This window comes from Tabrizicola fusiformis, from assembly GCF_013328815.1.
In the GTDB taxonomy this organism is placed as follows: domain Bacteria; phylum Pseudomonadota; class Alphaproteobacteria; order Rhodobacterales; family Rhodobacteraceae; genus Fuscibacter.
Map to the genome: position 1 here is coordinate 80,919 of NZ_JABUHN010000004.1, position 22,301 is coordinate 103,219.

Genomic DNA, 22,301 nt, shown 5'->3' on the forward strand with positions numbered 1-22,301 from the left:
GCCGATGCGCCTGATGCTTGCCGCCCTTCTGGCCTTTCCCGCGGTGGTGCAGGCCGAAACCGCCCCGCCTACCGCCCCTGCCCCCGCGCGCCCCGTGATCAGCGAGATCGTGACCGCCGACCCGACCCGCCAGCGCAGCTTTCCCGGCGTGATCGAGGCGGAGGTCACGACCGTTCTGGCCTTTCAGACGCTGGGGCGGCTGGCCACGCTTTCGGTGGCGCCGGGCGATGTGGTGCAGGCGGGTGCGGTGGTGGCGGTGCTGGATCAGGTGACGCTGGAAGAAGACCTGAGTGCGGCCCGCGCCGCGGTGGCGGCGGCGCAGGCGCAGGCCGAGCTTGCGACGCAAAGCCTTGCCCGGGCGCAGGAATTGCAGCGGCGCGGCGTGGCCGCCACGGCGCAGCTTGAACGCGCGCAGGCTGGCCGCGACACCGCCGAGGCCCGGCTTACCGCCGCCCGCGCCGATCTGACCCGGGCCGAGGATGCCGCCCGCTTTGGCACGCTTCTGGCGCCGATCGACGGCATCGTTCTGGCCACCCCGGCCGAGGCCGGCAGCGTTGTTTCCCCCGGAACGCCGGTGGTGCAACTGGCGGGCCAGACCGGGCGCGAAGCGGTGATCGACGTGCCGGCGGCCTATGTCGCCCTGCTGCCGCCCGACGCCGCCTTTACCGTGCAAAGCCCGGTCAGCGGGCTGGAGCCGCTGACGGCCCGGCTGCGCCTGATCGAGCCGCAGGCAGGTGCCAGCCTGCAAACCCGCCGCCTGCGCCTGTCCTTGGGCGCCGTGCCGCCGGGCTGGCGGCTGGGTGGGCTGGTGACGGCAACGCTGGCCGATGCCGGGGCCAGTGTGATCACCCTGCCCGCGGCGGCGCTGTTTGGCCCACCCGAGGCGCCGCAGGTCTGGCAGGTCACCGAAAACCGCGCGGTTCACGCACTGGCGGTGGAAACCGGCGCCCGGCTGGGCGAGCGGGTGGTGATCGTCCGTGGCCTTGCGCCGGGGCAGGAAATCGTGGTCCGGGGCGCCGCCTCGCTGACCGAAGGGCAGATCGTCGGGGCGAACCTTGGGGAGCAGGTGGAATGAGCGGCTTCAACCTGTCGGACTGGGCGCTGCGGCATCGGTCCTTCCTGTGGTATCTGATGATCGTCTCGCTTCTGGCGGGGGTGTTTTCCTATATGTCGATGGGGCGCGAGGAAGATCCCGCCTTTACCATCAAGACCATGATCGTTTCCGCCGCCCTGCCCGGCGCCACGGCGGAAGAGACGGTGACGCAGGTCACCGACCGGATTGAGAAAAAGCTGCAGGAACTCGACAGTCTGAATTTCACCCGCTCTGTCACCTATCCCGGGCAGGCGATTGTCTATGTCGAATTGCGCGACGACACCAAGGCGGCGCAAGTGCCCGCCACATGGGCGCGCGTGCGCAATATGATGGCCGATATCCGCGGCGAATTTCCCAAGGAATTCGCGGGCTTCGCCTTTACCGACGATTTCGGTGACGTCTATGGCAACATCTATGCCTTCACCTATGACGGCTTTACCCCGCGTGAGGTGCAGGACCGGGTGGAGGATATCCGCGCCGAAATCCTGCAACTGGACGAGGCGGGCAAGGTCGCGCTGATCGGCACCCGCGATCAGGTCGTGCATGTCGAGTTTTCCTCGCGCCGCCTTGCCGCGCTGGGGCTGGACCGGGCGACGGTGCTGAACACCCTTGCGGGCGAAAATGCCATCGTGCCTTCGGGCATCATCCAGACTGCGGGCGAGCAGGTTCTGGTGCGCGTCGCAGGCCAGATCACCTCGGCCGAGGCGCTGGCGGCGACCACGCTGCGGGTGGGCGACACTTTCTTTGCGCTGTCGGACGTGGCCGAGGTGACCTCGGGTTACCAAGACCCGCCAAGCGCCCTTTTCCGCCATGACGGCAAGCCTGCAATCGGCCTGACGGTGGGGATGCGGCAGGGCGGCAACATCGTCGGCTTTGGCGAAGAGCTGGATGCGCTGATGACCCGCGTTGCGGCCAGCCTTCCGGTCGGGATCGAGGTTCACAAGGTCGCCGATCAACCGCATGTGGTGGACGAATCCGTCGGCCATTTCCTGCAAGCACTGGCCGAAGCGGTGATCATCGTTCTGGCCGTCAGCTTTCTGTCCTTGGGGATGCGCGCCGGTTTCGTGGTGACGCTGACCATTCCGCTGGTGCTGGCGCTGACCTTTGTCTGCCTGCATCTCATGGGCATCACCTTTCAGCGGATTTCGCTGGGCGCGCTGATCATCGCGCTGGGGCTTCTGGTGGATGATGCGATGATCGCCATTGAAACCATGATCTTGCGGCTGGAACTGGGCGAAAGTCTGGGCAAGGCGGCCTCCTATGCCTGGACCTCGATTGCCTTTCCGATGCTGACGGGCACGCTGGTCACCGTGGCGGGGTTCATTCCCATCGGGCTGAACAGCTCCAAGGCCGGGGAATACACGCTGTCGCTCTTCTATGTGATCGCCATTTCGCTGGTGATCAGTTGGGTCGTGGCGGTCCTCTTCGCGCCGATCCTCGGCTCTACCTTCCTGCCGCAGCAGATGGCGCACCATGCCCATGGGCCGGGCCGGTTGCGACGCGCCTTTCACCGCGCGCTTCTGGCGGCGATGCGGGCGAAATGGCTGACCATCGCGCTGACCGTGGCGGCCTTCGGCCTGTCGATCTTCGGGATGCGCTTTGTCGAGCAGCAATTCTTCCCCACCTCGGACCGCCCCGAGTTGATCGTCGATGTCACCCTGCGCCAGAACGCCTCATTCGCGGCCACCGATGCCGCGCTGGCCGATCTGGACCGCTGGCTGGCCACCCGCGAGGAGGCGAGCTTCTGGTCCACCTATGTCGGACGCGGTGCGCCGCGCTTCATCCTGGCGCTGGACGTGCCGACGCCGGGGCCGAACATGGGGCAAATCGTGATCATGACCCCCGACCTTGCAGCGCGCGACAGTCTGAAAGCCGCGATCACCGCCTATGGCGCGGGCCTCAGCGGGGTCGAGGTCTATGCGAAATATCTGGAACTCGGGCCCCCGGTGGGCAAGCCGGTGCAATACCGCATCTCCGGCCCCGATCCGCAGGTCTTGCGTGACCATGCCCGCGATCTGGCCGCCGTGCTGTCGCAGGAGGACCGGCTGACCAGCATCACGCTGGACTGGAACGAGCCGGCCCGCGTGGTGCGGGTGGCGCTGGACCAGAACCGGCTGCGGCAGTTGGGGCTGACGCGCAGCGATGTGGCGCAGGTGCTTTACAGCCTTTATCAAGGGGTTACCGTCACCGAACTGCGCGACGGGCGCCTGTTGATCGACGTGCTGGCGCGTGGCGTGGCCGAGGATCGCGCCTCGCTTGATGCCCTCAGCAACCTGCAAATCGGCAATGCCGCCGGCATGCCCATTCCGCTGTCGTCCTTTGCCCATCTGGAATGGACCACCGAACAGCCGGTGATCCATATGCGCGACCGGGTGCCGACCATCACCGTCAAGGCCGCCATCGCGGGCAAGGAGCAGCCTGCCACCATCGTCAAGGCGCTGGCGCCAAAGGTCGATGAACTGGCGGCCACCCTGCCCCCGGCTTACAAGATTGTTACCGCAGGCACCGTGGCCAGCAGCGCCGAAAGCCAGGCCCCCATCGTCGCCGTGGTGCCGGTGATGCTTCTGGTCATGCTGACGCTGGTGATGATCCAGATGCAAAGCTTCCGCCTGATGTTCGTGGTGCTGACCGTGGCGCCCCTGGGCCTGATCGGGGTGGTGGCGGCCCTTCTGCCTTCGGGCGCGCCCTTGGGCTTTGTCGCCATCCTTGGCGTGCTGGCGCTGGTGGGGATCCTGATCCGCAATTCCATCATCCTCGTGCAGGAGATCGAGGATCTGGTGATGGCGGGCGTCACCCGCTGGCAGGCGGTGTTTCAGGCCAGTGACAGCCGGGCGCGGCCGATCCTTCTGACGGCGGCGGCGGCGAGCCTTGCCCTCATCCCGATCTCGCGGCAGGTGTTCTGGGGGCCGATGGCCTATGCGATGATGGGCGGCATCATCGCGGGCACGCTGATCACCCTGCTTTTCGCGCCCGCCCTGTACTGCGCGGTCTTCCGGGTGAAGCCGCCCGTTCCCGAGCCCACCCCATGAGACCCGACCACCGCAGCGCCGTGGCCAATCTCAAGCGCGAAAGGATGCGCGCCCGGCTGATCGAGGCAGCCCTTCTGGTGGTGGCCGCCAAGGGTCTGGAAGCCACGATGATCGACGACGTGGCTGCGACGGCCGGCGCCTCACGTGGGAGTTTCTACAATTATTTCTTCACCTTGCAGGAGCTTCTTCTGGCGGCCAACCGCGAGTTGGCAGATGAGATGGTGGGCTTCGTGCTGGCCGAAGTCGACCATGTCACCGACCCCGCCGAGAAAGTGGCGCGGGGGCTGACGCTGTTCCTGCACCTTTCGGCGGCGCATCCCTTGCTGGCACGCTTTGCCGCCGGCATGGGGCTGAAGGGGCTGACGCAGGGCTCGGTGGCCGAGGCGGTGCTGACGCCACTTCTCGCGCGGGGGATGAGCGAGGGGCGCTTTGCCCGCATGCCGCTGCCCGAGGCGCGCGACCTGCTGGCGGCCACACTTCTGGCCAGCCTTGCCCGCACCGCAAGGGGCGAGGCGGTGGATGTCGCGGCCATCGTGGCGGCCCTGCTGCGCGGGCTTGGCCTGCCGCCGGAGGCGGCGGCGCGTCTGGCGGACCTGCCCGTCACCCTGCCCGAGATCCCGCCCGAAAGCCTTGTCGCGCGCACCGAAGCCGCACGCCGCGCCGGCTAGCGGCGCAGCGGAGTTTTCAAAAACTCCGCCCCGGAGCCTTCAAAGGCTCCGGCCCGATTTCTTTGCAGAAATCGGCGGTTCAAACCCGCAGTCAGACGGGCAAAACCGTCGTCGCCTTGATTTCCTCCATGCTCAGCAGGGCGGTCACATTGTAGATCCGCACTTCGGAAATCAGCGCCTGATAGAAGAGGTCATAGGCCCGCGCATTCCTGACCCGCACTTTCAGGATATAGTCGATGTCGCCGGCCAGCCGATGCGCCTCAAGCACTTCGGGCCGGGCGCGCAGCACGTGCAGGAACTTGCGCTGCCAGTCGGCCTCATGTTCGGACGTGCGGATCAGCACGAAGAAACAGGCCTCAAGCCCCAGCGATTCCGCATCCAGAAGGGCCGTCTGCCGCAGGATCACCCCCTGCTCGCGCATCCGCCGGATCCGGTTCCAGACCGGCGTCTTGGAGGACCCCACCTTGCGCGCGATCTCATCCAGCGATTGCTCGGCATCGGCCTGCAACTCGGCAAGGATTTTCCGGTCAAGCTCATCCAACTGGGCCGCCATTCGCCTGTTCCCCGTTTTTGCGGAACCCCGTTCCATCCTGGCCAGTTATCGGAACAAACGTCCTTATCCGCAAGGGCATCTGGCGCAAAACCGGGAAAATGTCCTATATTGACGGCAGAAACCGCGAGTTGCCAGCATGACCGATCTGCCCGCCTTCGCCGCCCCTCCGGTGGCCGTCACCTTTGTCGGTGCCGGGCCGGGGGCTGCGGCCCATCTGACCCTTGGCGCCTTTCGCGCGCTTCAGGACTGCGACGTGGTGATCCATGACCGCCTTGTGGGCGACGAGGTGCTGGCGCTGGTTCCCGCCGGGGTGGCCCGCATCGACGTGGGCAAAGAGGGGTTCGGACCCTCGACCACGCAAACCACCATCAACGCCACCCTTGTGGCGCAGGCGATGACCGGCGCCCGGGTGGTGCGGCTCAAGGGTGGCGACTGCGGCATCTTCGGGCGGCTGGACGAAGAGATGGACGCGCTGGAGGCGGCGGGCCTGTCGTTCCGCATCCTGCCCGGGCTGACCGCGGCCAGCGTCGCCGCCGCCAGCATCGGCCAAAGCCTGACCAAACGCGGCCGCAACGCCAGCCTGCGCATCGTGACCGGCCATGACATGGCGGGCTTTGCCGAACAGGACTGGCGCGGGCTGGCCCGCCGGGGCGAGGTCGCGGCGATCTATATGGGCAAGAAATCGGCCCGCTTCATTCAGGGCCGCATGATGATGCACGGCGCCGATGCCGCCACCCCGGTTTCGCTGGTGGAAAACGTCTCGCGCCCCGATCAGCGGGTGCTGGCCGCCACGCTCGCCACCCTGCCCGAGGCGGCGCAGTCGCTGGCCGGGCCTGCCGTCATCCTTCTGGGTCTGGCACCGCGCCAGGCCCTGCGTGCTGCAACCGAATTGAAAGAGGCCCAGGCATGAGCCGCAGCTTTACCCCCAAGGTCATCACCGCCAACCGCCTGCGCGAAGGCGATGTGGTTTACCTGACCGCCGATGACCGCTGGAGCCCGTTCCACCACGAGGCCGAGCTGATCGAGGACGAGGCCCATGGCCAGTTGCGCCTGCTGCACGCCGCGGCGCAAAAACTGCTGGTGGTCGGCGCCTATCTGGCCGATGCCAAGGCAGGCCCGAACGGCCCCGAGCCGACGCATTTCCGCGAAGCCTTCCGCACCCGCGGCCCGTCGAACTATCACCACGGCAAGCAAGCCGACTACGCGAGCTGATCCATGTATTCCTATTCCGACTTTGACGAGGGCTTTGTCCGCGCCCGCGTGGCCCAGTTCACCCAGCAGGTGGAGCGCCGTCTGGACGGCTCGCTTTCCGAGGATGAGTTCCGCCCGCTGCGCCTGATGAACGGGCTCTATCTGCAACTGCATGCCTATATGCTGCGGGTGGCGATTCCCTATGGCACGCTGTCGCCGCATCAGATGCGGCAACTGGCCTATATCGCCGACACCTGGGACAAGGGCTATGGCCACTTCACCACCCGGCAGAACATCCAGTTCAACTGGCCGAAGCTGCCGGATGTGCCCGCGATCCTTTCGGCGCTGGCCGATGTGGAGATGCACGCGATCCAGACTTCGGGCAACACCGTGCGCAACGTGACGGCCGATCATTTCGCCGGCGCCGCCGCGGATGAGATCGAAGACCCCCGCCCCTATGCCGAGCTTCTGCGGCAATGGTCCACCGACCACCCGGAATTTCAGTTCCTGCCGCGCAAGTTCAAGATCGCCATAACCGGCGCCCCGCATGACCGCGCCGTGACGCGCGCCCATGACATCGGGTTGCGCATGGTGCGCAACGCCGCTGGCGAGCCGGGGTTCGAGGTGCTGGTGGGCGGCGGTCTGGGCCGCACCCCGATGATCGGCCATGTCGTGCGCGATTTCCTGCCCGTGCCCGACCTGCTGCCTTATGTCGAGGCGGTTCTGAGCGTCTACAACACGCTGGGCCGGCGCGATAACAAGTATAAGGCGCGCATCAAGATCACCCTGCACGAGACCGGGAAAGAAGAAGTCACCCGGATGGTTGAGGAACGCTTTGCCGAGCTGCGCCCCCTCTTCGGCGGCGCCGATCAGGCCCTGCTCGCCGATATCCGCGCAGCCTTTGCCCCGCCCGCCTTCCGCAATGCGCCCACCGATGGCTTTGACGCCTTCTACAAGGCCGATCCGGTGTTCCGCGCCTGGGCCGATACCAGCCTGGCCGCCCATCGCAACGATCAATATGCCATCGTCACCATCTCGGTGAAGGCGCATGGCGACACGCCCGGCGATGCCACCAGCGACCAGATGCGCGTCATGGCCGATCTGGCCGAGCGTTATGGCCATTCCGACCTGCGCATCAGCCATGAACAGAACGTCATCCTGCCGCATGTCCACAAATCCGACCTGCCCGCGGTTCATGCAGCACTGGTGCAGGCCGGGCTTGGCACTGCCAATGTCGGCCTGATCAGCGATATCATCGCCTGCCCCGGCATGGATTATTGCGCGCTGGCCACTGCCCGCTCGATCCCGGTGGCGCAAGAGATTGCCCTGCGTTTCAAGGAGCTTGACCTTGAGCATGAGGTCGGCCCGATGAAGATCAAGATTTCCGGCTGCATCAACGCCTGCGGGCACCACCATGTCGGCCATATCGGCATTCTGGGGCTGGACCGCGCCGGGGTGGAAAACTACCAGATCACGCTGGGCGGCGACGGCAGCGAAACGGCGGCCATCGGCGAAAAGATGGGGCCGGGCTTTGCCTATGATCAGGTGGTTCCTGCCATCGAGCGTCTGGTGCGCGCCTATCTGGCCCACCGGCTGGAACCGGGCGAGACCTTCCTTCTGGCGGTGCGGCGGCTGGGGCTCGACCCGTTCAAGGCCGCGCTCTATGGCACGGAAGGCACGCAGGATGCCGCGTGATCTGCACACCGGCAGCGTGGCCGAGCGGGTGGCGGCGCTGAATGCCCGCTACAAGCACCATTCGGCCACCGCCGTTCTGGAACATGCGCTGAAGGATGACGATCTGGGCCGGGTGGCGCTGGTGTCGTCCTTTGGTGCGGAATCGGTGGTGCTGCTACATCTGGTTTCGGTGATCGCGCCGGAAACCCCGGTGCTGTTCGTCGATACGCGGATGCTGTTTCAGGAGACGCTGGATTATCAGCGCGAGCTGGCCGAAAAGTTGGCGCTCTGCGACCTGCGCACCATCCGCGCCCATCCGAAAAAGGTCGAATTCGACGACCCGGACGGCACGCTGCACCAGTTCAGCACCGATGCCTGCTGCGCCCTGCGCAAGGTCGAGCCGCTGGAACGTGCCCTTGCGCAGTTCGATGGCTGGATCACCGGGCGCAAACGGTTCCAGAGCAACACCCGCGGCACGGTCGAGTTCTTTGAGGCCGAGGGCGACACCCGGATCAAGGTCAACCCGCTGGCCCATTGGGGGCGGGAGGATCTTGAGGAATATATGGTGGAAAACCGCCTGCCCCGGCATCCCTTGGTGGCCAAGGGCTATCCCTCCATCGGCTGCGCCCCCTGCACCAGCCCGGTAAAGCCGGGCGAAGACCCGCGTGCAGGTCGCTGGCGCGGCAGCGAGAAATCCGAATGCGGCATCCATTTCATCAATGGCAAGCCGGTCCGAACCGGAGAAGCCGCATGACCACGCAAATTTCTTCGAAGAAATTTGCAAGTTCCTTCGAAGGAACTTGCCTGGGAGATCAACCATGACCGTTCTCGTCACCGATACCGGCTTTGCCACCCCCGCGCCCGTCACCGCCGTCACTTTGGCCGAAATCGCCACGCATCAGGGCGTGCTGGACCTTGCCCATACCGACGACCCTACGCTGGTCGAGCCGCATCTGGCGGGGCTGACCCTGATCCGCATTTCCTTCCCGGCTTTCAGCGATGGCCGCGCCTTCACCATCGCGCGGCGGCTGCGGATGGCCGGTTACACCGGCGAGTTGCGCGCCATGGGGCCGGTGATCGCCGACCAATATGCCATGGCCCGCCGCGTCGGCTTTGACACGGTGGAAATCCCCGATGATCTGGCCGCCCGCCAGCCGCAGGAACAATGGATCTTCCGCGCCGACTGGCAGGCCCATGACTATCAGTCGCGGCTTCGGGCCTGAACACGGGCTTTCCACGCGCCCGGAATAAACGTATCTCGAAAGACGAATGAAATGACCGAAGCGAAGGCCATGCAAGACGCATCCCCAAAGCCTGCCAAACCGCATCTGCCCGACGCCCAGATCGTGCAATCGGTGAAACACTGGACCGACCGGCTGTTCTCCTTCCGGGTGGCGCGGCCGCAGTCGCTGCGCTTCCGCTCGGGTGAATTCGTGATGATCGGGCTGATGGGCGACAACGGCAAACCGCTCTTGCGCGCCTATTCCATCGCCTCGCCCTCGTGGGACGAAGAGCTGGAATTCTATTCGATCAAGGTGCCGGATGGCCCGCTCACATCGAAACTGCAACACATCCAGCCGGGGGATGAGATCATCCTGCGGCCGAAGCCGGTGGGAACGCTGGTGCATGACGCCCTTCTGCCGGGCAAGCGGGTGTGGTTTCTGGCAACCGGCACCGGGCTTGCCCCCTTTGCCAGCCTGATGCGCGACCCCGAGACCTATGAGAAATACGATCAGGTCATCATGATGCACACCTGCCGCGAGGTGGCCGAGCTGGAATATGGCCGCCAACTGGTGGAAAGCCTCGAGAATGATCCGCTGATCGGCGAGATGGTGGCGGGCAAGCTGCGTTATTACCCCACCACCACCCGCGAAGAATTCCACCACAAGGGCCGCGTCACCGACAATCTGTCGTCCGGCAAGGTGTTTGCCGATCTGGGACTGCCGCAGATGAACCCTGCCGAGGATCGCGCCATGGTCTGCGGCTCGCTTGCCTTCAACATCGACGTGAAGGCCATTCTGGAGGGGTTCGGCCTGCGCGAAGGCGCCAATTCCGACCCGAAGGAATTCGTGGTCGAAAAGGCTTTCGTCGGCGACGGCATCTGAAACCGCCGACATGCAACGGGCCGCAGGATTCACTCCGGCGGCCCGTTGCATTTTGGTCAGGCCGCCTTGGCCGCCTCTTCCTCTTCGGCCGACTGGCGCGCCCAAAGTGCGGCATAGCGGCCTTCCAGCGCCAGCAATTCTTCATGCGTGCCGCGCTCGACCACCCGGCCATCGTCCAGCACCAGAATGCAATCGCTGTCGGCAATGGTCGAAAGCCGGTGCGCGATGGTGATGACGCTGCGACCCTGCCCCATTTCCGCGAGGCTCTCCTGAATGCTGCGCTCGGTCTGGCTGTCCAGCGCGCTCGTCGCCTCGTCCAGCACAAGGATCGGCGGGTTCTTCAAGAGGGTGCGCGCAATGCCCACCCGCTGCTTTTCGCCGCCCGAGAGTTTCAGCCCCCGCTCGCCCACCGTCGTTTCATAGCCTTCGGGCAGCGAGGTGATGAAGTCATGGATCTTCGCCGCCCGCGCCGCCGCCTCGACCTCTTCGCGCCCGGCATCGGGGCGGCCATAGGCGATGTTGTAATAGACCGTATCATTGAACAGCACGGTGTCCTGCGGCACCACGCCGATCTGGCCATGCAGCGAGGTTTGCGTCACGCCGCGAATATCCTGCCCGTCAATGCGGATCGCGCCGCCCGTCACGTCATAGAACCGGAAGAGCAGCCGCCCGATGGTGGATTTCCCCGAACCCGAAGCCCCGACCAGTGCGAATTTCTGCCCCGGCGCCACGCGAAAGCTGATGCCTTTCAGGATCGGCCGGGCCGGGTCATAGGCAAAGCTCACATCGTCGAACACCAACTCGCCGCCCTGCACCGCCAGCGGTTTGGCCCCGGGCGCGTCCACCACCTCGGCCGGCTGGCCCAGAAGGCCGAACATCTGCCCCATATCGACCAGCGCCTGCCGGATTTCGCGGTAAACCGTGCCAAGGAAGTTCAGGGGCATGGTGATCTGGATCATATAGGCGTTGACCATCACGAAATCGCCCACCGTCAGCGTGCCCGCCTGCACCCCGCGCGCCGCCATCACCATCACCAGCACAAGGCCGGTGGTGATCAGAAAACTTTGCCCGGCATTGAGCAGCGACAGCGACAGCCCGGTCTTGACCGCCGCCTTTTCATAACGCGCCATGGCGCGGTCATAACGGGCGGCTTCCCAAGCTTCGGCATTGAAATACTTGACGGTTTCAAAGTTCAGCAGGCTGTCGATGGCCTTCTGGTTGGCATCGGTGTCCTGATCGTTCATCTCGCGCCGGATGCGGACCCGCAGTTCCGTCACCTTGAACGTATAGGCGACATAAATCGCAATCGTCGCCACCACCACGGCCATATATTCCCAGCCGAAAACCACCGCGAAGATCACCGAAACCATGGTCAGTTCCAGGATCAGCGGCCCGATGGAAAACAGCATGAAGCGCAGCAGGAAATCGACGCCCTTCACCCCGCGCTCGATGATCCGGCTCAGACCGCCGGTCTTGCGGGTGATGTGATAGCGCAGCGACAGTTTGTGGATATGGGTAAAGGTTTCCAGCGCCAGTTGCCGCAGCGCCCGCTGGCCGACCTTGACAAAGACCGCATCGCGCAATTCGCCAAAGGCCACCGCGCCGAAGCGTGCCAGACCATAGGCCACCACCAGCCCCGACGCGCCAAGCGCCATCAGGTAGGCCGCATCATTGCCGCCCTCGGCCGCCAGCCCATCGACCGCCGCCTTGTAAAGCCAGGGCGTATAGACCGAAATCACCTTGGCCGCGAGCAACAGCAAAAGCGCGCCCACCACCCGCAGCTTGACCCAGCTCTGCCCCTCGGGCCAGAGATAGGGCAGCACCCGGCGGATGGTTTGCCAGCCCGAGGCGGTTTCTTCTGGCAGGTCAGAGCTGTTGGCGGTGTTTCGGCGCATTTCGTCGGTCCTGTGACGCCCCGCGGTTGATCCGGGCGCGGGCTTCGGCTACATCTGAATTGTTCAACTGTTCATGAGTAATTGAACCATGGAGCGGAGTAAAGCCCTCGGGGCCCTGTCGGCGCTGGCCCATGCGGCCCGGCTCGACCTTGTGCGGCTGTTGATGCCGCTGGGCGAGGACGGGCGGACGGCGGGCGAGATCGGGCGCGAGCTGGGCCTGTCGGCGTCGCGGCTGTCGTTCCATCTGGCAGCGCTGGAACAGGCCGGGCTGATCCGCTCGCGCAAGGTGGCGCGCAATGTGTTCTATTCGGTGGATGCCGCAGGGATGGGCGAAACGATCGCTTTTCTGCTGAACGATTGCTGCATGGACCATCCCGAAGTTCTGGCCTGCTGCCGTCACAGCCGCAGGCCCGGGGCAGCCGATCACGCCCCTGTCGCCGATCAATCCCCCGGCATCGTGAAGATCTGACCGGGATAGATCAGGTCCGGGTCGCGGATCTTGTCGCGGTTCGCCTCGAACACCTGCACATAAAGGACGCCATCGCCGAATTTCTCCTCGGCAATACCCCAGAGCGTGAAGCCGGGCTGCACCGTGACCGTCACGGGCGGCGGCGGCGCGGGCGGAGCCTCGGGCGCGGCGGCTTCGGCAACGGCGGCGGGTTCCGGTGCCACAGGCGGCGCTTCGGGCGCAGCGGCGACCGCCTCCGGCTGCGGGGCGGGCTGCGGAACAGGCGCGGCTTGCGCCTCCGGCGCGGCGGTGGATTGCGGGCTGGCGGCTTCCGGCGCGGCGGCAGGTGCCGGAATGGGCGCTGGTTCCAGCTCGGGCTCGGGCGCCGGTTCCGCCTGCGGCTCTGGCGCGGCGGGCGGTGTCAGCACGGCTGCCAGCGCCTCGGGTGTTTCGCGCTTGAACGGGGTTTCAAAGCGCGAGGTGACCTTGCCCTCCGCATCCAGTTGGTCGGCCCGCAGGGTATAGATGCCGGGTGCCATATCGGGCAGGGTCAGCCCCCATTGGCCATCGGCGCCAACCGGCACCTCGGCCAGCGGCGCCCCGTCCAGATAAAGCCGCACCAGGGCCGCGCCCTGCCCGCGCCCGCCGACCTGCACCAGACCTTCGGGCGTATAGGCCACCGAGTCGATGCTGACATTGGCCTTCAGCTCTGCCGGAACCTCAGCCCCGGGTTGCAGCACCTTGACGCCCTCTTCCGTCACCAAAAGCGCGGCGGGTGGTTCCGGCGCAGCGGCAGGTTCTGCCGCAGGCGCAGCGGGGGCTTCCACGGCGGCAACAGCTTCGGGACCGGCCACCGGGGCAACCGCCACCGTTTCTGCCCCGGCAATCTCGCCGCCCTGCCATTCCATGGCCAGCGACAAAAGCCGCGGCACCGGCGAGGGTGCCAGCGTCAGCAGCGCCGCGAACTGGCCCGTGCCATCGGCCTGCACCGCGGCGACCTCGGCCCCGTCCAGCCGCACCGATACCCGCACCCCCGGCGCGGCCATGCCCGCCACGGTGGCCGAACCATCGGTTTCCACCCGGACCAGCTCAAACCGCGGCGGTTCGGGCGGCAGGGTGGCCGGTTCGGGCGCTGCGGCGGGGGCAGGCGCCGCCGCCGGTTCCGCCGCCGGCTCCACCGCTGCGACGGCGGCGGGCGGGGCCGGTTCCGGTGCGCTCTGGCGCAGGAACAGCACCCCCGCCACCCCGATCACGACCACCGCCGCGGCCCCCCCGGCAACGCGCGCCTGCTTGCTTGACCACGACAAGGCCATGACGTTCCGTCCCCCGCTATCCCCTTGGGCGGGGCCTGTTTCCGGCCCCTGCTTTCCTTTGCCAAGGAACCCCGATACACCCGGCAAAGCAACAGATTTCCGATTGAGGCCCCCGATGCAGCCAACCCTTCGTTCGATCTGTGTCTTCTGCGGCGCGCGCCCGGGCCGCGACCCGGCCCATGCGCAGGCGGCCCGCGCCTTTGGCGCCGCCATCGCCGCCGAGGGCTGGCGTCTGGTCTATGGCGCGGGCGATGTCGGCCTGATGGGCGAAGTGGCCCGCGCCGCCATGGCCGCAGGCGCACCCGCGATGGGCGTGATCCCGACGCATCTGATGGGCGCCGAGCGCGGCAAGCGCGACGTGACGCAATTCGTGATCACCGAGGACATGCACGAGCGCAAGAAGGTGATGTTCATGAACTCGGACGCTGTGGCGGTGCTGCCGGGCGGCGCGGGCAGCCTGGACGAGTTCTTCGAGGTGCTGACCTGGGCCCAGATCGGGCTGCACCGCAAACCGATCCTGCTGCTGGATGTCGCAGGCTACTGGCAGCCGCTGGTGGCCCTGCTGCGCCATATCGTCGATCAGGGCTTTGCCGACCCCTCGATGCTGACCCTGTTTCAGGTGGTGCCGGATGTGCCCGCCGCGGTGACGGCGCTGCGCGGGGCGCTGGGGTGACGGAGGAGGGTAGCACCGTTCAGGGTTTGCCCTGTGCCCCGCTGTCCTGCCGCATCCCCAAGGAGAAGCCAGCTTTCTCGGTAATCCTGCGCAGCCGATCGAGGGCTGTCGGCTGATCCAGCCGCAGGGCCATGCTGCCACCCATAAGGGCAGCCCGCAGATCGAACGGATAGGAAAGACCTTTCGGAAACTCGAAGGTCCGGGCAGCGCCCATGAGCGGCTGGCCAATGCCGATTGCCGACAGTGCGATCCTGAGTTCCTTTTCCGAGCCATACCGCTGCCCGTCCTTCCAGAAGACTGGAACAACCGGGTTCGGAAAGATGTCGGAGGCGAGTTTCATATCCCTCCAGTCGCCATGCTGAACCCGACCGTAGTTCACCGAAAAAAGCTGAAGCCAATGCGGCGTTGGGCCGGTTTCAGTCTCAAGTATCGCCTGCACCGCTTCATTCACCAGGCGGCGGAGGACGCTGAAGCGGACCTCAATGCCGACCTTGGTGTCCTGCCCGCCCGGACCACCGTAGGCGCTCCACATTTCGGGGCTGTTCTCCATCGTGAAGCAACAAGCTTAGCTTCGAGACCGGCATTGGTCGTAGTAGTCGGCCAGTGTCTGTTTTGCGGCCTTCTCGAACGCCACCTGTTTGGCCAGCTTGCGGTCCTCCGGGGCGATCTCTCCGTCGTGCGGGTCAACGTCATAGCAGTCGACCCGGTTGAAGTGGAGATAGCCGTCCTGCAACGATCTTTCGAAGTTATCGAGACTCATAATCTTCAGAAGAAGATGATCGCCCGGCGGTATGTCCATCAAAGGAGCGTGCGGCTCGATATGCCCACGAATAAAATCCACCGACGGTCCCCCCAAATCATACGGGACACTCTGGATCAATCATCGCTCCGGCGAAAGACCCGCCACCTGTTGTGTGGCTGACCTTAGCCCCGCTCCTGCCGCCAGCTTTCGGCGGAATAGAGGACCAGCCCCGCCCAGACCAAGACCAGCGCGGCCCCGTGCCAGCGGGTAAAGGCATCACCCATGATCAGCGTGGCGCAGCCGATCTGCAATGTGGGGTTCAGATATTGCACCAGCCCCAGCGTCGAAAGCCGCACCCGCTGCGCCCCCCATGAAAACAGGATCAGCGGCCCGGCGGTGATCAGCCCGGCGACGGGCAAAAGCAGGCTTGCCCCGGCGTCATGGCCAAAGGCGCCCTGCCCCGTCACCTCCAGCCAGATCAGCCAGCCAAGGGCAAAGGGCGCGATCAGCGCCACTTCCGCCGTTACGGTCACCGCCGCAGCCGTCTTCAGCCCGCGCTTGATCCGGCTGTAGGCGGCGAAACTGGCTGCCAATGCCAGCGCCAGCCAGGGCGCAACCCCCAGCCCCCAGGTCAGCAGGCCCACCGCCAGCGTGGCCAGCGCCACCGCCAGCCCCTGCAACCGCGTCAACCGTTCGCCCAGCGTTGCCACGCCCAGCAAAACAGCCATCAGCGGAAAGATGTAATAGGCCAGCCCCGCCTCAACCGCATGGCCGCGCTGCACTGCCCAGATGAAGACGAACCAGTTGAAACTGATCAGCGCCGAAGCCGCCGCGATCCGGCCAAACTCGGGGTTGCGCCACAGGCCCAGAAGTGCTGCCAACCGCCCCTGCATCGCCAGCATGGCGCCGAAGAACACCAGCGACCAGATGGTGCGATGCGCCATCATCTCGGGCGCGGGAATGCGGCCGAGATAGCGGTAATACATCGGCGCCACGCCCCAGACGACGCAGGCGGCCAAAACCATCCAGACACCGGAACGCGCGGCGGTCATTCTCTATCCCATTGAAAAGGCCCGCCCGGATTGCGTCCGGGCGGGCCGAAATCCTGCCTTGCCGCCGATTACAGCTTGGCCGCGACCGCTTCCCAGTTGACCAGCTTGTCAAGGAAGTTGGTCAGGTAGGCCGGGCGCTTGTTGCGGAAGTCGATGTAATAGGAATGCTCCCACACATCGCAGCCCAGAAGCGCGGTCTGGCCAAAGCACAAGGGGTTCACGCCATTTTCGGTCTTGGTGATCTTCAGCGCGCCCGACGCGTCCTTGACCAGCCAGGCCCAGCCCGAACCGAACTGACCGGCACCGGCGGCGGCGAAATCTTCCTTGAACTTGGCAACCGAACCGAAAGCCTCGACCAGCGCCTTTTCCAGCGCGCCGGGGATCTTCTTGTCTTCGCCCGGGCCCATCACCTCCCAGAAGAGGTTGTGGTTCCAGTGCTGCGAGGCGTTGTTGAAGATGCCGTTCTGGGCCACGCTGCCTGCGGCATAGGTGCCCTTGACGATATCTTCCAGCGACTTGCCGTCCCATTCGGTCCCGGCAATCAGCTTGTTGCCGTTATCGACATAGGCTTTGTGGTGCAGGTCGTGGTGGTATTCCAGCGTCTCTTTCGACATGCCAAGGGATGCCAGCGCATCATGGGCATAGGGCAGATCGGGAAGGGTGAAAGCCATGGGGATCTCCTGTTCGCGGCAAAACCGATGCTGCGAATAAGGGCCGCGGGACGGGGAAGGTCAAGGGCTGACATCGCCCGATCCCGCGGGCGGCGCGGCCACGGGGCTGTGAAATCGCTTGATCGGCGGCCCGTCGCGCCACAATCATGCAGGGAATTTCCGCATTGCTGTCCCTTCCGATACCTCTGCTGTTTCGGTTGCCTTTTCCTTCATTCCTTGCCCGGGAGACCTGCCATGCCGCTTTCCGATGCCCTCAAGCGCTATTTGCGCAAAGGCGCCTTCCCCCTGAAGTCCGAAGGCGATCTTGCGCTCTGGCGGGAGCTGATCACAGCGATGGAGACCAATCTTCCCGGCACAACGGCCGAGGCGAATGCCCTGATGATGGGGCTGGACTATAGTGACCACTGGGGCCGCATCATCGTGAACGGAACCGATTTCTCGGCCAGTCTGGATGAGGGTTCTGCCTTTGTTGGCGCGGCGCACAGCGCGCTGATGTCGAATTTCGACACCTACAACCGTAAGGGCGATACCCGGGTGCAGGGTCTGGTGCAGCGGCTGCGCAATGTGGCGCAGGCCAATGGGCTGGTCGATCAGTCGCATGTGACGCTGGGTGCCGCCTCGCCCAGCCATGGCATGGGGACAGCGCTGTCCACGCCGGGCGCCCTGACTTATCTGCCCGACCCCAAGCTTTACGGGGCAAGCGCCTTTGGCTCACAACCCGATCAAAGCGAGATCGAGCGGCTGGCACCGCTCTGGGGCGTCCTCAAGAAGCGCTGCCATGAGAACATGCATACCGGCGCCCTGGGCAAGAAGACCCATTATGTGCTGGCCCATCTCTTGAACCATCAGGTCAACGGCAGCGGCGCCGATCCGCGCAACGTGGTGCCGTTCTCTGCCGATGCCAATACCCGCATGGCGCGCGAGGTGGAGGGGTTCCTCAAGGAACTGGTGCAGAACGGCATCCGGGTGCGTTATACGATCACCATGGATGCGCCGGTGGGCATGACGCCGGGCCGCAAGGCGGCGCTGCAAAACTGCACCACCGACGAAGAGCGTGAGATTGTCGAGGCCGAGGCCCTGCTGCCATCGGCGCTGATCCTGTCGCTTGAGGGGCACGACGGCACCGATTGGGTTTCGGTGGTCAACTGTCACCGGGTGGAAAATCAGGTGCCCGAGACGGTGCCGACGATCCGTTAGCCTATTCCAGCCGCGCCGGAAAGCCGGGCGCGCGCAGATCGGTGCCGAGCAGGTCTTCCAGCAGCTTGGCGATCATCGGCGATTGCGCCGCCCCGCCATAGGCCGCCTTGGCCGCCACATAGGTCTGGTTGGTGGCACTGGCGAGGTCCAGCGGCACGCCGAATTCGCGCCCGAATTCCAGCGCGAAACCAAGGTCTTTCAGCGCAAGGTCGATGGAAAAGGCGATGTCGTAAGACCCGTTCAGGATCAGCGCCCCTTCGGTTTCATGCACAAAGGAATTGCCGGAACTTGCCGCAATGGCGTGCCACGCCTGACCAAGGTCCAGCCCGCCGCGCTTGGCCAGCATCAGCGCCTCGCCGCAGGCTTTCAGATGGATGAAGGCCAGCATGTTGGTGATGACTTTGATGATGCTCGACGCACCCAAAGGCCCCATGTGAAAGATGCGGTCGCCCATCGCCTGCATTGCCGGGCGGTGCAATTCGACCAGATCGGCATCGCCGCCGGGCAGCATGGTGATCTTGCCCTGCGCCGCCAGATGCACCCCGCCGGTGACCGGCAGTTCCAACATCCGCACCCCGGCCACCGCCGCGACTGCGGCCAGTTTCAGCACCTCATCCCGGCCAAGGGTGGACATTTCCAGCCAAGATGAACCCTTGTTCATATGCGGCAGGATATTCCGCAACACCCGTTCGGAAACCGCCGGCGACGGCAGGCAGGTGATCACATGATCCACCTGCGCCGCAAGCTCTTCGGCGCTGGCGGCAAGGGTCGCCCCCTCGGCCACCAGCGGCGAGGCCAGAGCGGGGTTCAGGTCATAGACCACCACCCCGAAGCCGGCCTTCACCAGACAAGCCGCACAATTGGCCCCGAGGTTGCCCAGGCCGATATATCCGTAACGCATGATGTTCCTGTGATTTTGGGGCGGCACCATGGCCGCCCCGGTTGCCCTCAGGCGCCCCAGCCGACGATGCCCTTGACCTCACAGAAGTCATGGATGCCCCAATCGGCATATTCACGCCCGTTGCCCGATTGTTTGTAGCCGCCGAAGGGCGCAAAGGTATCCCATGCCGGATAGTTCAGATTCACCGTGCCCGCCCGCAGGCGCCGCGCCAGAACCTTGCCCTCTTCCACCGGCCCGGCGATATAGGCCGCCAGCCCGTAAGGCGTGTCATTGGCCATCACCACCGCATGGTCCAGATCGTCATAGGGCAGGATCGACAGCACCGGGCCAAAGATCTCTTCCTTCGAAATGGTCATCTCATTGGTGACGTTGCCGAAAATCGTCGGGCGCACGAACCAACCGCGGTTGACGCCCACCGGGCGGCCGACACCGCCACAGACCAGCGTGGCGCCTTCGTCAATCCCGGCCTGAATCAGCCGCTGCACCTTGTCGAATTGCAGCTTTGACACCAGCGGCCCCATCGTGGTCGCCGTATCGGTCGGATCGCCCACCACCACGGCCGCCGCCGCCTCGGCCGCATAGACCAGCGCCTGATCGTGCTGGCTGCGGTGGACGAACATCCGCGTCGGCGCGTCGCAGCTTTGGCCGGTGTTGCCGAAACAACCCTCGACCCCGCCCTTAACCGCCGCCTCAAGATCGGCGCTCGGCAGGATGATGTTGGGCGATTTGCCGCCCAGCTCCTGCGCCACCCGCTTGACCGTCGGCGCCGCCGCCGCCGCAACCGCGGTGCCCGCACGGGTCGAGCCGGTAAAGCTGACCATGTCCACCTCGGGATGCGACGACATCCGCGCGCCCACCTCCAACCCGGTGCCGTTCACCATGTTGAAGACGCCCGCCGGCACCCCCGCCTCATGGCAGACCTGCGCAAACAGCGTGCCCGACATCGGCGCGATTTCCGAGGGTTTCAGAACCATGGTGCAACCGGCAATCAGCGCCGGCGCCACCTTGCAGGCGATCTGGTTCATCGGCCAGTTCCACGGCGTGATCAGCGCGCAAACCCCGATCCCCTCCAGCACAATCCGCGTGTCGCCGCGCATGTATTCCCAGGCCATCTCCTCGGCGGCCTTGATGGTGCTTTCGATATGCACCTGCCCCGCCCATGCCTGTGCGCCGCGCGCCCATTCAATGGGGGCGCCCATCTCGGTGGACATCACCTGTGCGAACTCTTCGTATTTCGAATTGTAGACCTCAAGAATACGCTTCACGAAGGCAATCCGCTCGGCCACCGGGGTAACGGTCCAGCCATCGAACGCCGCCCGCGCCGCTGCAATGGCCGCGTCGATATCGGCCTGATCACCCAGGGCGACCTCGGCCACGATTTCCTCGGTCGCGGGGTTTTCCACTCCCATGCGGTTGGTCGAATGCGGCGCCACCCAGGCTCCGTTGATATAGAACTTGTCCAGATGTGCCGGGATCATGGCGACCTCACTTGAAGTAGATGTTGAAGCGCTGGCGGATGGCGCGGTCGATCTCGGGATCAATCACATTGCCCGCCTTGGCGAGAATCTCATTCTTCCGCGCAATCGCGCGATCAAGCAACAGCGGCTTGCCCGCCTCGTTCCATTCCTTGGGGCTCATCCGGTTGCCGACCTTGGGATAGATATATTCGGTCTGCATCAGCTTCAGCGTCTGGTCGCTGCCCAGATAATGCCCCGGCCCGCCCAGACAGACCTCTTTCATCGCCTCGATCGAGGTGCTGTCCGGCGTCACGTCGATGCCGCGGACCAGCCGCATCGCCTGCCCCAGCAGGTCATCGCCCAAGACAAGGCTTTCCAGACAGAAGCCCAGCAGGCTGGCGTGCATCCCCACCGCCTCATAGCACATGTTCAGGCCCGACAGGCCCGCCAGCGCATTGGTGATGCCCTGCTCCCAGCCCGCCTGCATGTCGGGCAGCTTGCTGTCGGAAATGCCGCTGGCCGCCCCGCCGGGAAGGTCATAGAAACGGTGCATCTGCGCACAACCGGCCGTCAGCAGCGCCTGTTCCGCCGAACCGCCCGACATTGCCCCCGTCCGCAGATCGCTAACGAAAGGCCAGGTGCCAAAGATCGCCGGGGCGCCCCTCTTGATGGCATTGACATAGACGACCCCCGCCAGACATTCCGCCATGGCCTGCACGATGGTCAGCGCGATGGGTGCCGGAGCCGTCGCCCCCGCCTGCCCCGCCGACAGCAAGAGCATCGGCATCCCACGGCGGATGCAATCCTCCATCGTGATGCAGGATTCCTCGGCGAACTTCATCGGTGGCACAACGAAGCAATTGGAATTGCTTACAAAAGGCCGCTCACGCCATTTGTCCTCGCCCCCCGCCACGGTATAAAGCATCTCGAAACAATCGGCGACATGGGCCGGGTCGCTGAAACTGGTTCCGACATGTTTCCGGGTGCCCGCAAGGCAGCCATACAGCGTGTTGAGGTCCATCTCCTTGTTGTCCACCACATCACGGCAGACCATGGTGCGCTGGTAGAAGTGGATGTTGTCCAGATTGTCCACCAGCCGCGCCGCGTCATACAGGTCTTGCGCCGTGGACTCGCGATAGTCCAGCGTGATCGGGTCCACGATATGCACCGCCGCCCCCGCTGTGCCGAAATGCACATTCGAGCCGCTCAGATGCAGGTCATGTTTCGGGTCGCGGGCGTGCAGGGTGATGCCCCGCGCCGCCACCGCCAGCATATCCTCGACCAGCGCCCGCGGGAAACGGATGCGCCCGTCATCGCCCAGCACCGCCCCCGCCCCGGTCAGAATCTCCACCCCCGAAGGCGGGGCCTGCGACAGCCCGATCTCTTCCAGCGCCTGCAAGGCAGATTCGTGGATCTGCGCAATTCCGGCCTCGGTCAGGGGCTTGTATTGCCCGCCGGGCATCCCCGCCCGCACCGGGCGCACGTCATCGGCCAAGGGCGCCGCACGCATCGCCACCCGGGCCGAGCGCCCACCCGACCGTCCCGCCCGCGCCCGCGCCGGTTCGCAAACTTCGCCGATATCGCTCATCCCTTGCCCCTTCATCTTGGCAAAAATATCCCGGGGGTCCGGGGGCTGGCC

22 protein-coding genes are annotated in these 22,301 nt (G+C 65.3%); 12 read left to right on the plus strand and 10 right to left on the minus strand.

Annotated features, from left to right (window positions below; genetic code table 11):
- Positions 1-4: 4 nt before the first annotated feature.
- Genes HS053_RS07540 through HS053_RS07550 form a run of 3 tightly spaced genes read left to right on the plus strand, consistent with a single transcriptional unit; the run spans position 5 to position 4,790 of the window.
- Positions 5-1,075 (plus strand): efflux RND transporter periplasmic adaptor subunit, encoded by a 1,071-nt coding sequence (locus tag HS053_RS07540; RefSeq protein ID WP_174210616.1) that lies wholly within the window; start codon positions 5-7, stop codon positions 1,073-1,075.
- The gene (locus HS053_RS07545) at positions 1,072-4,122 is read left to right on the plus strand and encodes an efflux RND transporter permease subunit (protein ID WP_174210617.1); all 3,051 of its coding nucleotides are present in this window, start codon (positions 1,072-1,074) and stop codon (positions 4,120-4,122) included. The genes HS053_RS07540 and HS053_RS07545 overlap by 4 nt, the downstream gene beginning before the upstream one ends.
- Positions 4,119-4,790, plus strand: coding sequence for a TetR/AcrR family transcriptional regulator (locus HS053_RS07550; RefSeq protein ID WP_174210618.1), 672 nt, complete (start codon positions 4,119-4,121; stop codon positions 4,788-4,790). The genes HS053_RS07545 and HS053_RS07550 overlap by 4 nt, the downstream gene beginning before the upstream one ends.
- Before the next feature lie 91 nt (positions 4,791-4,881).
- Here HS053_RS07550 and HS053_RS07555 read toward each other — a convergent pair whose 3' ends face one another.
- On the minus strand, positions 4,882-5,343 hold the full coding sequence (locus HS053_RS07555; protein WP_174210619.1) for an Lrp/AsnC family transcriptional regulator: 462 nt from the start codon (positions 5,341-5,343) through the stop codon (positions 4,882-4,884).
- Positions 5,344-5,479: 136 nt separating this feature from the next.
- Between HS053_RS07555 and cobA the strand changes: the two genes are divergently transcribed.
- From cobA to HS053_RS07585, 6 genes are all read left to right on the plus strand, one after another.
- Positions 5,480-6,253 (plus strand): uroporphyrinogen-III C-methyltransferase, encoded by a 774-nt coding sequence (gene cobA / locus HS053_RS07560; RefSeq protein WP_174210620.1) that lies wholly within the window; start codon positions 5,480-5,482, stop codon positions 6,251-6,253.
- On the plus strand, positions 6,250-6,555 hold the full coding sequence (locus tag HS053_RS07565; RefSeq protein ID WP_174210621.1) for a DUF2849 domain-containing protein: 306 nt from the start codon (positions 6,250-6,252) through the stop codon (positions 6,553-6,555). The genes cobA and HS053_RS07565 overlap by 4 nt, the downstream gene beginning before the upstream one ends.
- 3 nt (positions 6,556-6,558) lie before the next feature.
- Positions 6,559-8,229, plus strand: coding sequence for a nitrite/sulfite reductase (locus HS053_RS07570; RefSeq protein WP_174210622.1), 1,671 nt, complete (start codon positions 6,559-6,561; stop codon positions 8,227-8,229).
- Positions 8,219-8,962, plus strand: coding sequence for a phosphoadenylyl-sulfate reductase (locus HS053_RS07575; protein WP_174210623.1), 744 nt, complete (start codon positions 8,219-8,221; stop codon positions 8,960-8,962). Before HS053_RS07570 ends, HS053_RS07575 begins: the two co-directional genes overlap by 11 nt.
- A 64-nt stretch (positions 8,963-9,026) precedes the next feature.
- A complete protein-coding gene (locus tag HS053_RS07580; RefSeq protein WP_174210624.1) occupies positions 9,027-9,431 on the plus strand; it encodes a DUF934 domain-containing protein in 405 nt (134 codons plus the stop codon).
- A gap of 51 nt (positions 9,432-9,482) precedes the next feature.
- Positions 9,483-10,313 (plus strand): ferredoxin--NADP reductase, encoded by an 831-nt coding sequence (locus HS053_RS07585; protein WP_174210625.1) that lies wholly within the window; start codon positions 9,483-9,485, stop codon positions 10,311-10,313.
- A 56-nt stretch (positions 10,314-10,369) separates the two neighbouring features.
- On the opposite strand, the gene HS053_RS07590 is transcribed toward HS053_RS07585, so the two are convergent.
- On the minus strand, positions 10,370-12,208 hold the full coding sequence (locus HS053_RS07590; RefSeq protein ID WP_174210626.1) for an ABCB family ABC transporter ATP-binding protein/permease: 1,839 nt from the start codon (positions 12,206-12,208) through the stop codon (positions 10,370-10,372).
- Between the two features lie 88 nt (positions 12,209-12,296).
- On the opposite strand from HS053_RS07590, the gene HS053_RS07595 reads away from it, so the two are divergent.
- Positions 12,297-12,677: an ArsR/SmtB family transcription factor gene (locus HS053_RS07595; protein ID WP_174210627.1), complete on the plus strand. Its 381-nt coding sequence runs from the start codon at positions 12,297-12,299 to the stop codon at positions 12,675-12,677.
- Here HS053_RS07595 and HS053_RS22175 read toward each other — a convergent pair.
- Positions 12,650-13,969 carry a LysM peptidoglycan-binding domain-containing protein gene (locus HS053_RS22175; RefSeq protein WP_241699790.1) on the minus strand — a complete coding sequence of 440 codons (1,320 nt, stop codon included), beginning with the start codon at positions 13,967-13,969 and terminating at the stop codon, positions 12,650-12,652. The two genes, HS053_RS07595 and HS053_RS22175, sit on opposite strands and share 28 nt — an antisense overlap.
- A gap of 115 nt (positions 13,970-14,084) precedes the next feature.
- Between HS053_RS22175 and HS053_RS07605 the strand changes: the two genes are divergently transcribed.
- Positions 14,085-14,642, plus strand: coding sequence for an LOG family protein (locus HS053_RS07605; RefSeq protein WP_174210628.1), 558 nt, complete (start codon positions 14,085-14,087; stop codon positions 14,640-14,642).
- A 19-nt stretch (positions 14,643-14,661) separates the two neighbouring features.
- Here the strand turns inward: HS053_RS07605 and HS053_RS07610 are convergent, their stop codons facing one another.
- The 4 genes from HS053_RS07610 to HS053_RS07625 form a co-directional block, all read right to left on the minus strand.
- Positions 14,662-15,192, minus strand: a complete 531-nt coding sequence (locus HS053_RS07610; RefSeq protein WP_174210629.1) for a hypothetical protein — start codon at positions 15,190-15,192, stop codon at positions 14,662-14,664.
- 15 nt (positions 15,193-15,207) lie between these two features.
- On the minus strand, positions 15,208-15,522 hold the full coding sequence (locus tag HS053_RS07615; RefSeq protein ID WP_174210630.1) for a hypothetical protein: 315 nt from the start codon (positions 15,520-15,522) through the stop codon (positions 15,208-15,210).
- A gap of 44 nt (positions 15,523-15,566) precedes the next feature.
- Positions 15,567-16,436: an EamA family transporter RarD gene (rarD, locus tag HS053_RS07620; protein WP_174210631.1), complete on the minus strand. Its 870-nt coding sequence runs from the start codon at positions 16,434-16,436 to the stop codon at positions 15,567-15,569.
- Between the two features lie 68 nt (positions 16,437-16,504).
- Entirely contained in the window at positions 16,505-17,107 is a 603-nt protein-coding gene (locus HS053_RS07625) for a superoxide dismutase (protein WP_174210632.1), read from the minus strand.
- Positions 17,108-17,341: 234 nt separating this feature from the next.
- Between HS053_RS07625 and HS053_RS07630 the strand changes: the two genes are divergently transcribed.
- Entirely contained in the window at positions 17,342-18,304 is a 963-nt protein-coding gene (locus tag HS053_RS07630; protein WP_174210633.1) for a hypothetical protein, read from the plus strand.
- A 1-nt stretch (position 18,305) separates the two neighbouring features.
- Here the strand turns inward: HS053_RS07630 and HS053_RS07635 are convergent, their stop codons facing one another.
- From HS053_RS07635 to HS053_RS07645, 3 genes are read right to left on the minus strand one after another with little or no spacing between them, the layout of a single operon-like run.
- Positions 18,306-19,205 carry an NAD(P)-dependent oxidoreductase gene (locus HS053_RS07635; protein WP_174210634.1) on the minus strand — a complete coding sequence of 300 codons (900 nt, stop codon included), beginning with the start codon at positions 19,203-19,205 and terminating at the stop codon, positions 18,306-18,308.
- Positions 19,206-19,252: 47 nt separating this feature from the next.
- On the minus strand, positions 19,253-20,683 hold the full coding sequence (locus tag HS053_RS07640; RefSeq protein ID WP_174210635.1) for an aldehyde dehydrogenase family protein: 1,431 nt from the start codon (positions 20,681-20,683) through the stop codon (positions 19,253-19,255).
- A gap of 7 nt (positions 20,684-20,690) precedes the next feature.
- Positions 20,691-22,250, minus strand: a complete 1,560-nt coding sequence (locus HS053_RS07645; RefSeq protein ID WP_174210636.1) for a trimethylamine methyltransferase family protein — start codon at positions 22,248-22,250, stop codon at positions 20,691-20,693.
- Positions 22,251-22,301: the final 51 nt, after the last annotated feature.

Excerpts from the sequence above, each read along its gene's own strand:
- HS053_RS07610 (WP_174210629.1), bottom strand. The coding sequence starts at position 15,192 with ATGGAGAACAGCCCCGAAATGTGGAGCGCCTACGGTGGTCCGGGCGGG.
- HS053_RS07590 (WP_174210626.1), bottom strand. The coding sequence starts at position 12,208 with ATGCGCCGAAACACCGCCAACAGCTCTGACCTGCCAGAAGAAACCGCC.
- HS053_RS07545 (WP_174210617.1), top strand. The coding sequence starts at position 1,072 with ATGAGCGGCTTCAACCTGTCGGACTGGGCGCTGCGGCATCGGTCCTTC.
- HS053_RS22175 (WP_241699790.1), bottom strand. The coding sequence starts at position 13,969 with ATGGCCTTGTCGTGGTCAAGCAAGCAGGCGCGCGTTGCCGGGGGGGCC.
- HS053_RS07575 (WP_174210623.1), top strand. The coding sequence starts at position 8,219 with ATGCCGCGTGATCTGCACACCGGCAGCGTGGCCGAGCGGGTGGCGGCG.
- HS053_RS07640 (WP_174210635.1), bottom strand. The coding sequence starts at position 20,683 with ATGATCCCGGCACATCTGGACAAGTTCTATATCAACGGAGCCTGGGTG.
- HS053_RS07555 (WP_174210619.1), bottom strand. The coding sequence starts at position 5,343 with ATGGCGGCCCAGTTGGATGAGCTTGACCGGAAAATCCTTGCCGAGTTG.
- rarD (WP_174210631.1), bottom strand. The coding sequence starts at position 16,436 with ATGACCGCCGCGCGTTCCGGTGTCTGGATGGTTTTGGCCGCCTGCGTC.
- HS053_RS07595 (WP_174210627.1), top strand. The coding sequence starts at position 12,297 with ATGGAGCGGAGTAAAGCCCTCGGGGCCCTGTCGGCGCTGGCCCATGCG.
- HS053_RS07540 (WP_174210616.1), top strand. The coding sequence starts at position 5 with ATGCGCCTGATGCTTGCCGCCCTTCTGGCCTTTCCCGCGGTGGTGCAG.
- HS053_RS07585 (WP_174210625.1), top strand. The coding sequence starts at position 9,483 with ATGACCGAAGCGAAGGCCATGCAAGACGCATCCCCAAAGCCTGCCAAA.
- HS053_RS07635 (WP_174210634.1), bottom strand. The coding sequence starts at position 19,205 with ATGCGTTACGGATATATCGGCCTGGGCAACCTCGGGGCCAATTGTGCG.
- HS053_RS07645 (WP_174210636.1), bottom strand. The coding sequence starts at position 22,250 with ATGAGCGATATCGGCGAAGTTTGCGAACCGGCGCGGGCGCGGGCGGGA.
- HS053_RS07630 (WP_174210633.1), top strand. The coding sequence starts at position 17,342 with ATGCCGCTTTCCGATGCCCTCAAGCGCTATTTGCGCAAAGGCGCCTTC.
- HS053_RS07550 (WP_174210618.1), top strand. The coding sequence starts at position 4,119 with ATGAGACCCGACCACCGCAGCGCCGTGGCCAATCTCAAGCGCGAAAGG.
- HS053_RS07565 (WP_174210621.1), top strand. The coding sequence starts at position 6,250 with ATGAGCCGCAGCTTTACCCCCAAGGTCATCACCGCCAACCGCCTGCGC.
- HS053_RS07625 (WP_174210632.1), bottom strand. The coding sequence starts at position 17,107 with ATGGCTTTCACCCTTCCCGATCTGCCCTATGCCCATGATGCGCTGGCA.
- cobA (WP_174210620.1), top strand. The coding sequence starts at position 5,480 with ATGACCGATCTGCCCGCCTTCGCCGCCCCTCCGGTGGCCGTCACCTTT.
- HS053_RS07580 (WP_174210624.1), top strand. The coding sequence starts at position 9,027 with ATGACCGTTCTCGTCACCGATACCGGCTTTGCCACCCCCGCGCCCGTC.
- HS053_RS07605 (WP_174210628.1), top strand. The coding sequence starts at position 14,085 with ATGCAGCCAACCCTTCGTTCGATCTGTGTCTTCTGCGGCGCGCGCCCG.
- HS053_RS07570 (WP_174210622.1), top strand. The coding sequence starts at position 6,559 with ATGTATTCCTATTCCGACTTTGACGAGGGCTTTGTCCGCGCCCGCGTG.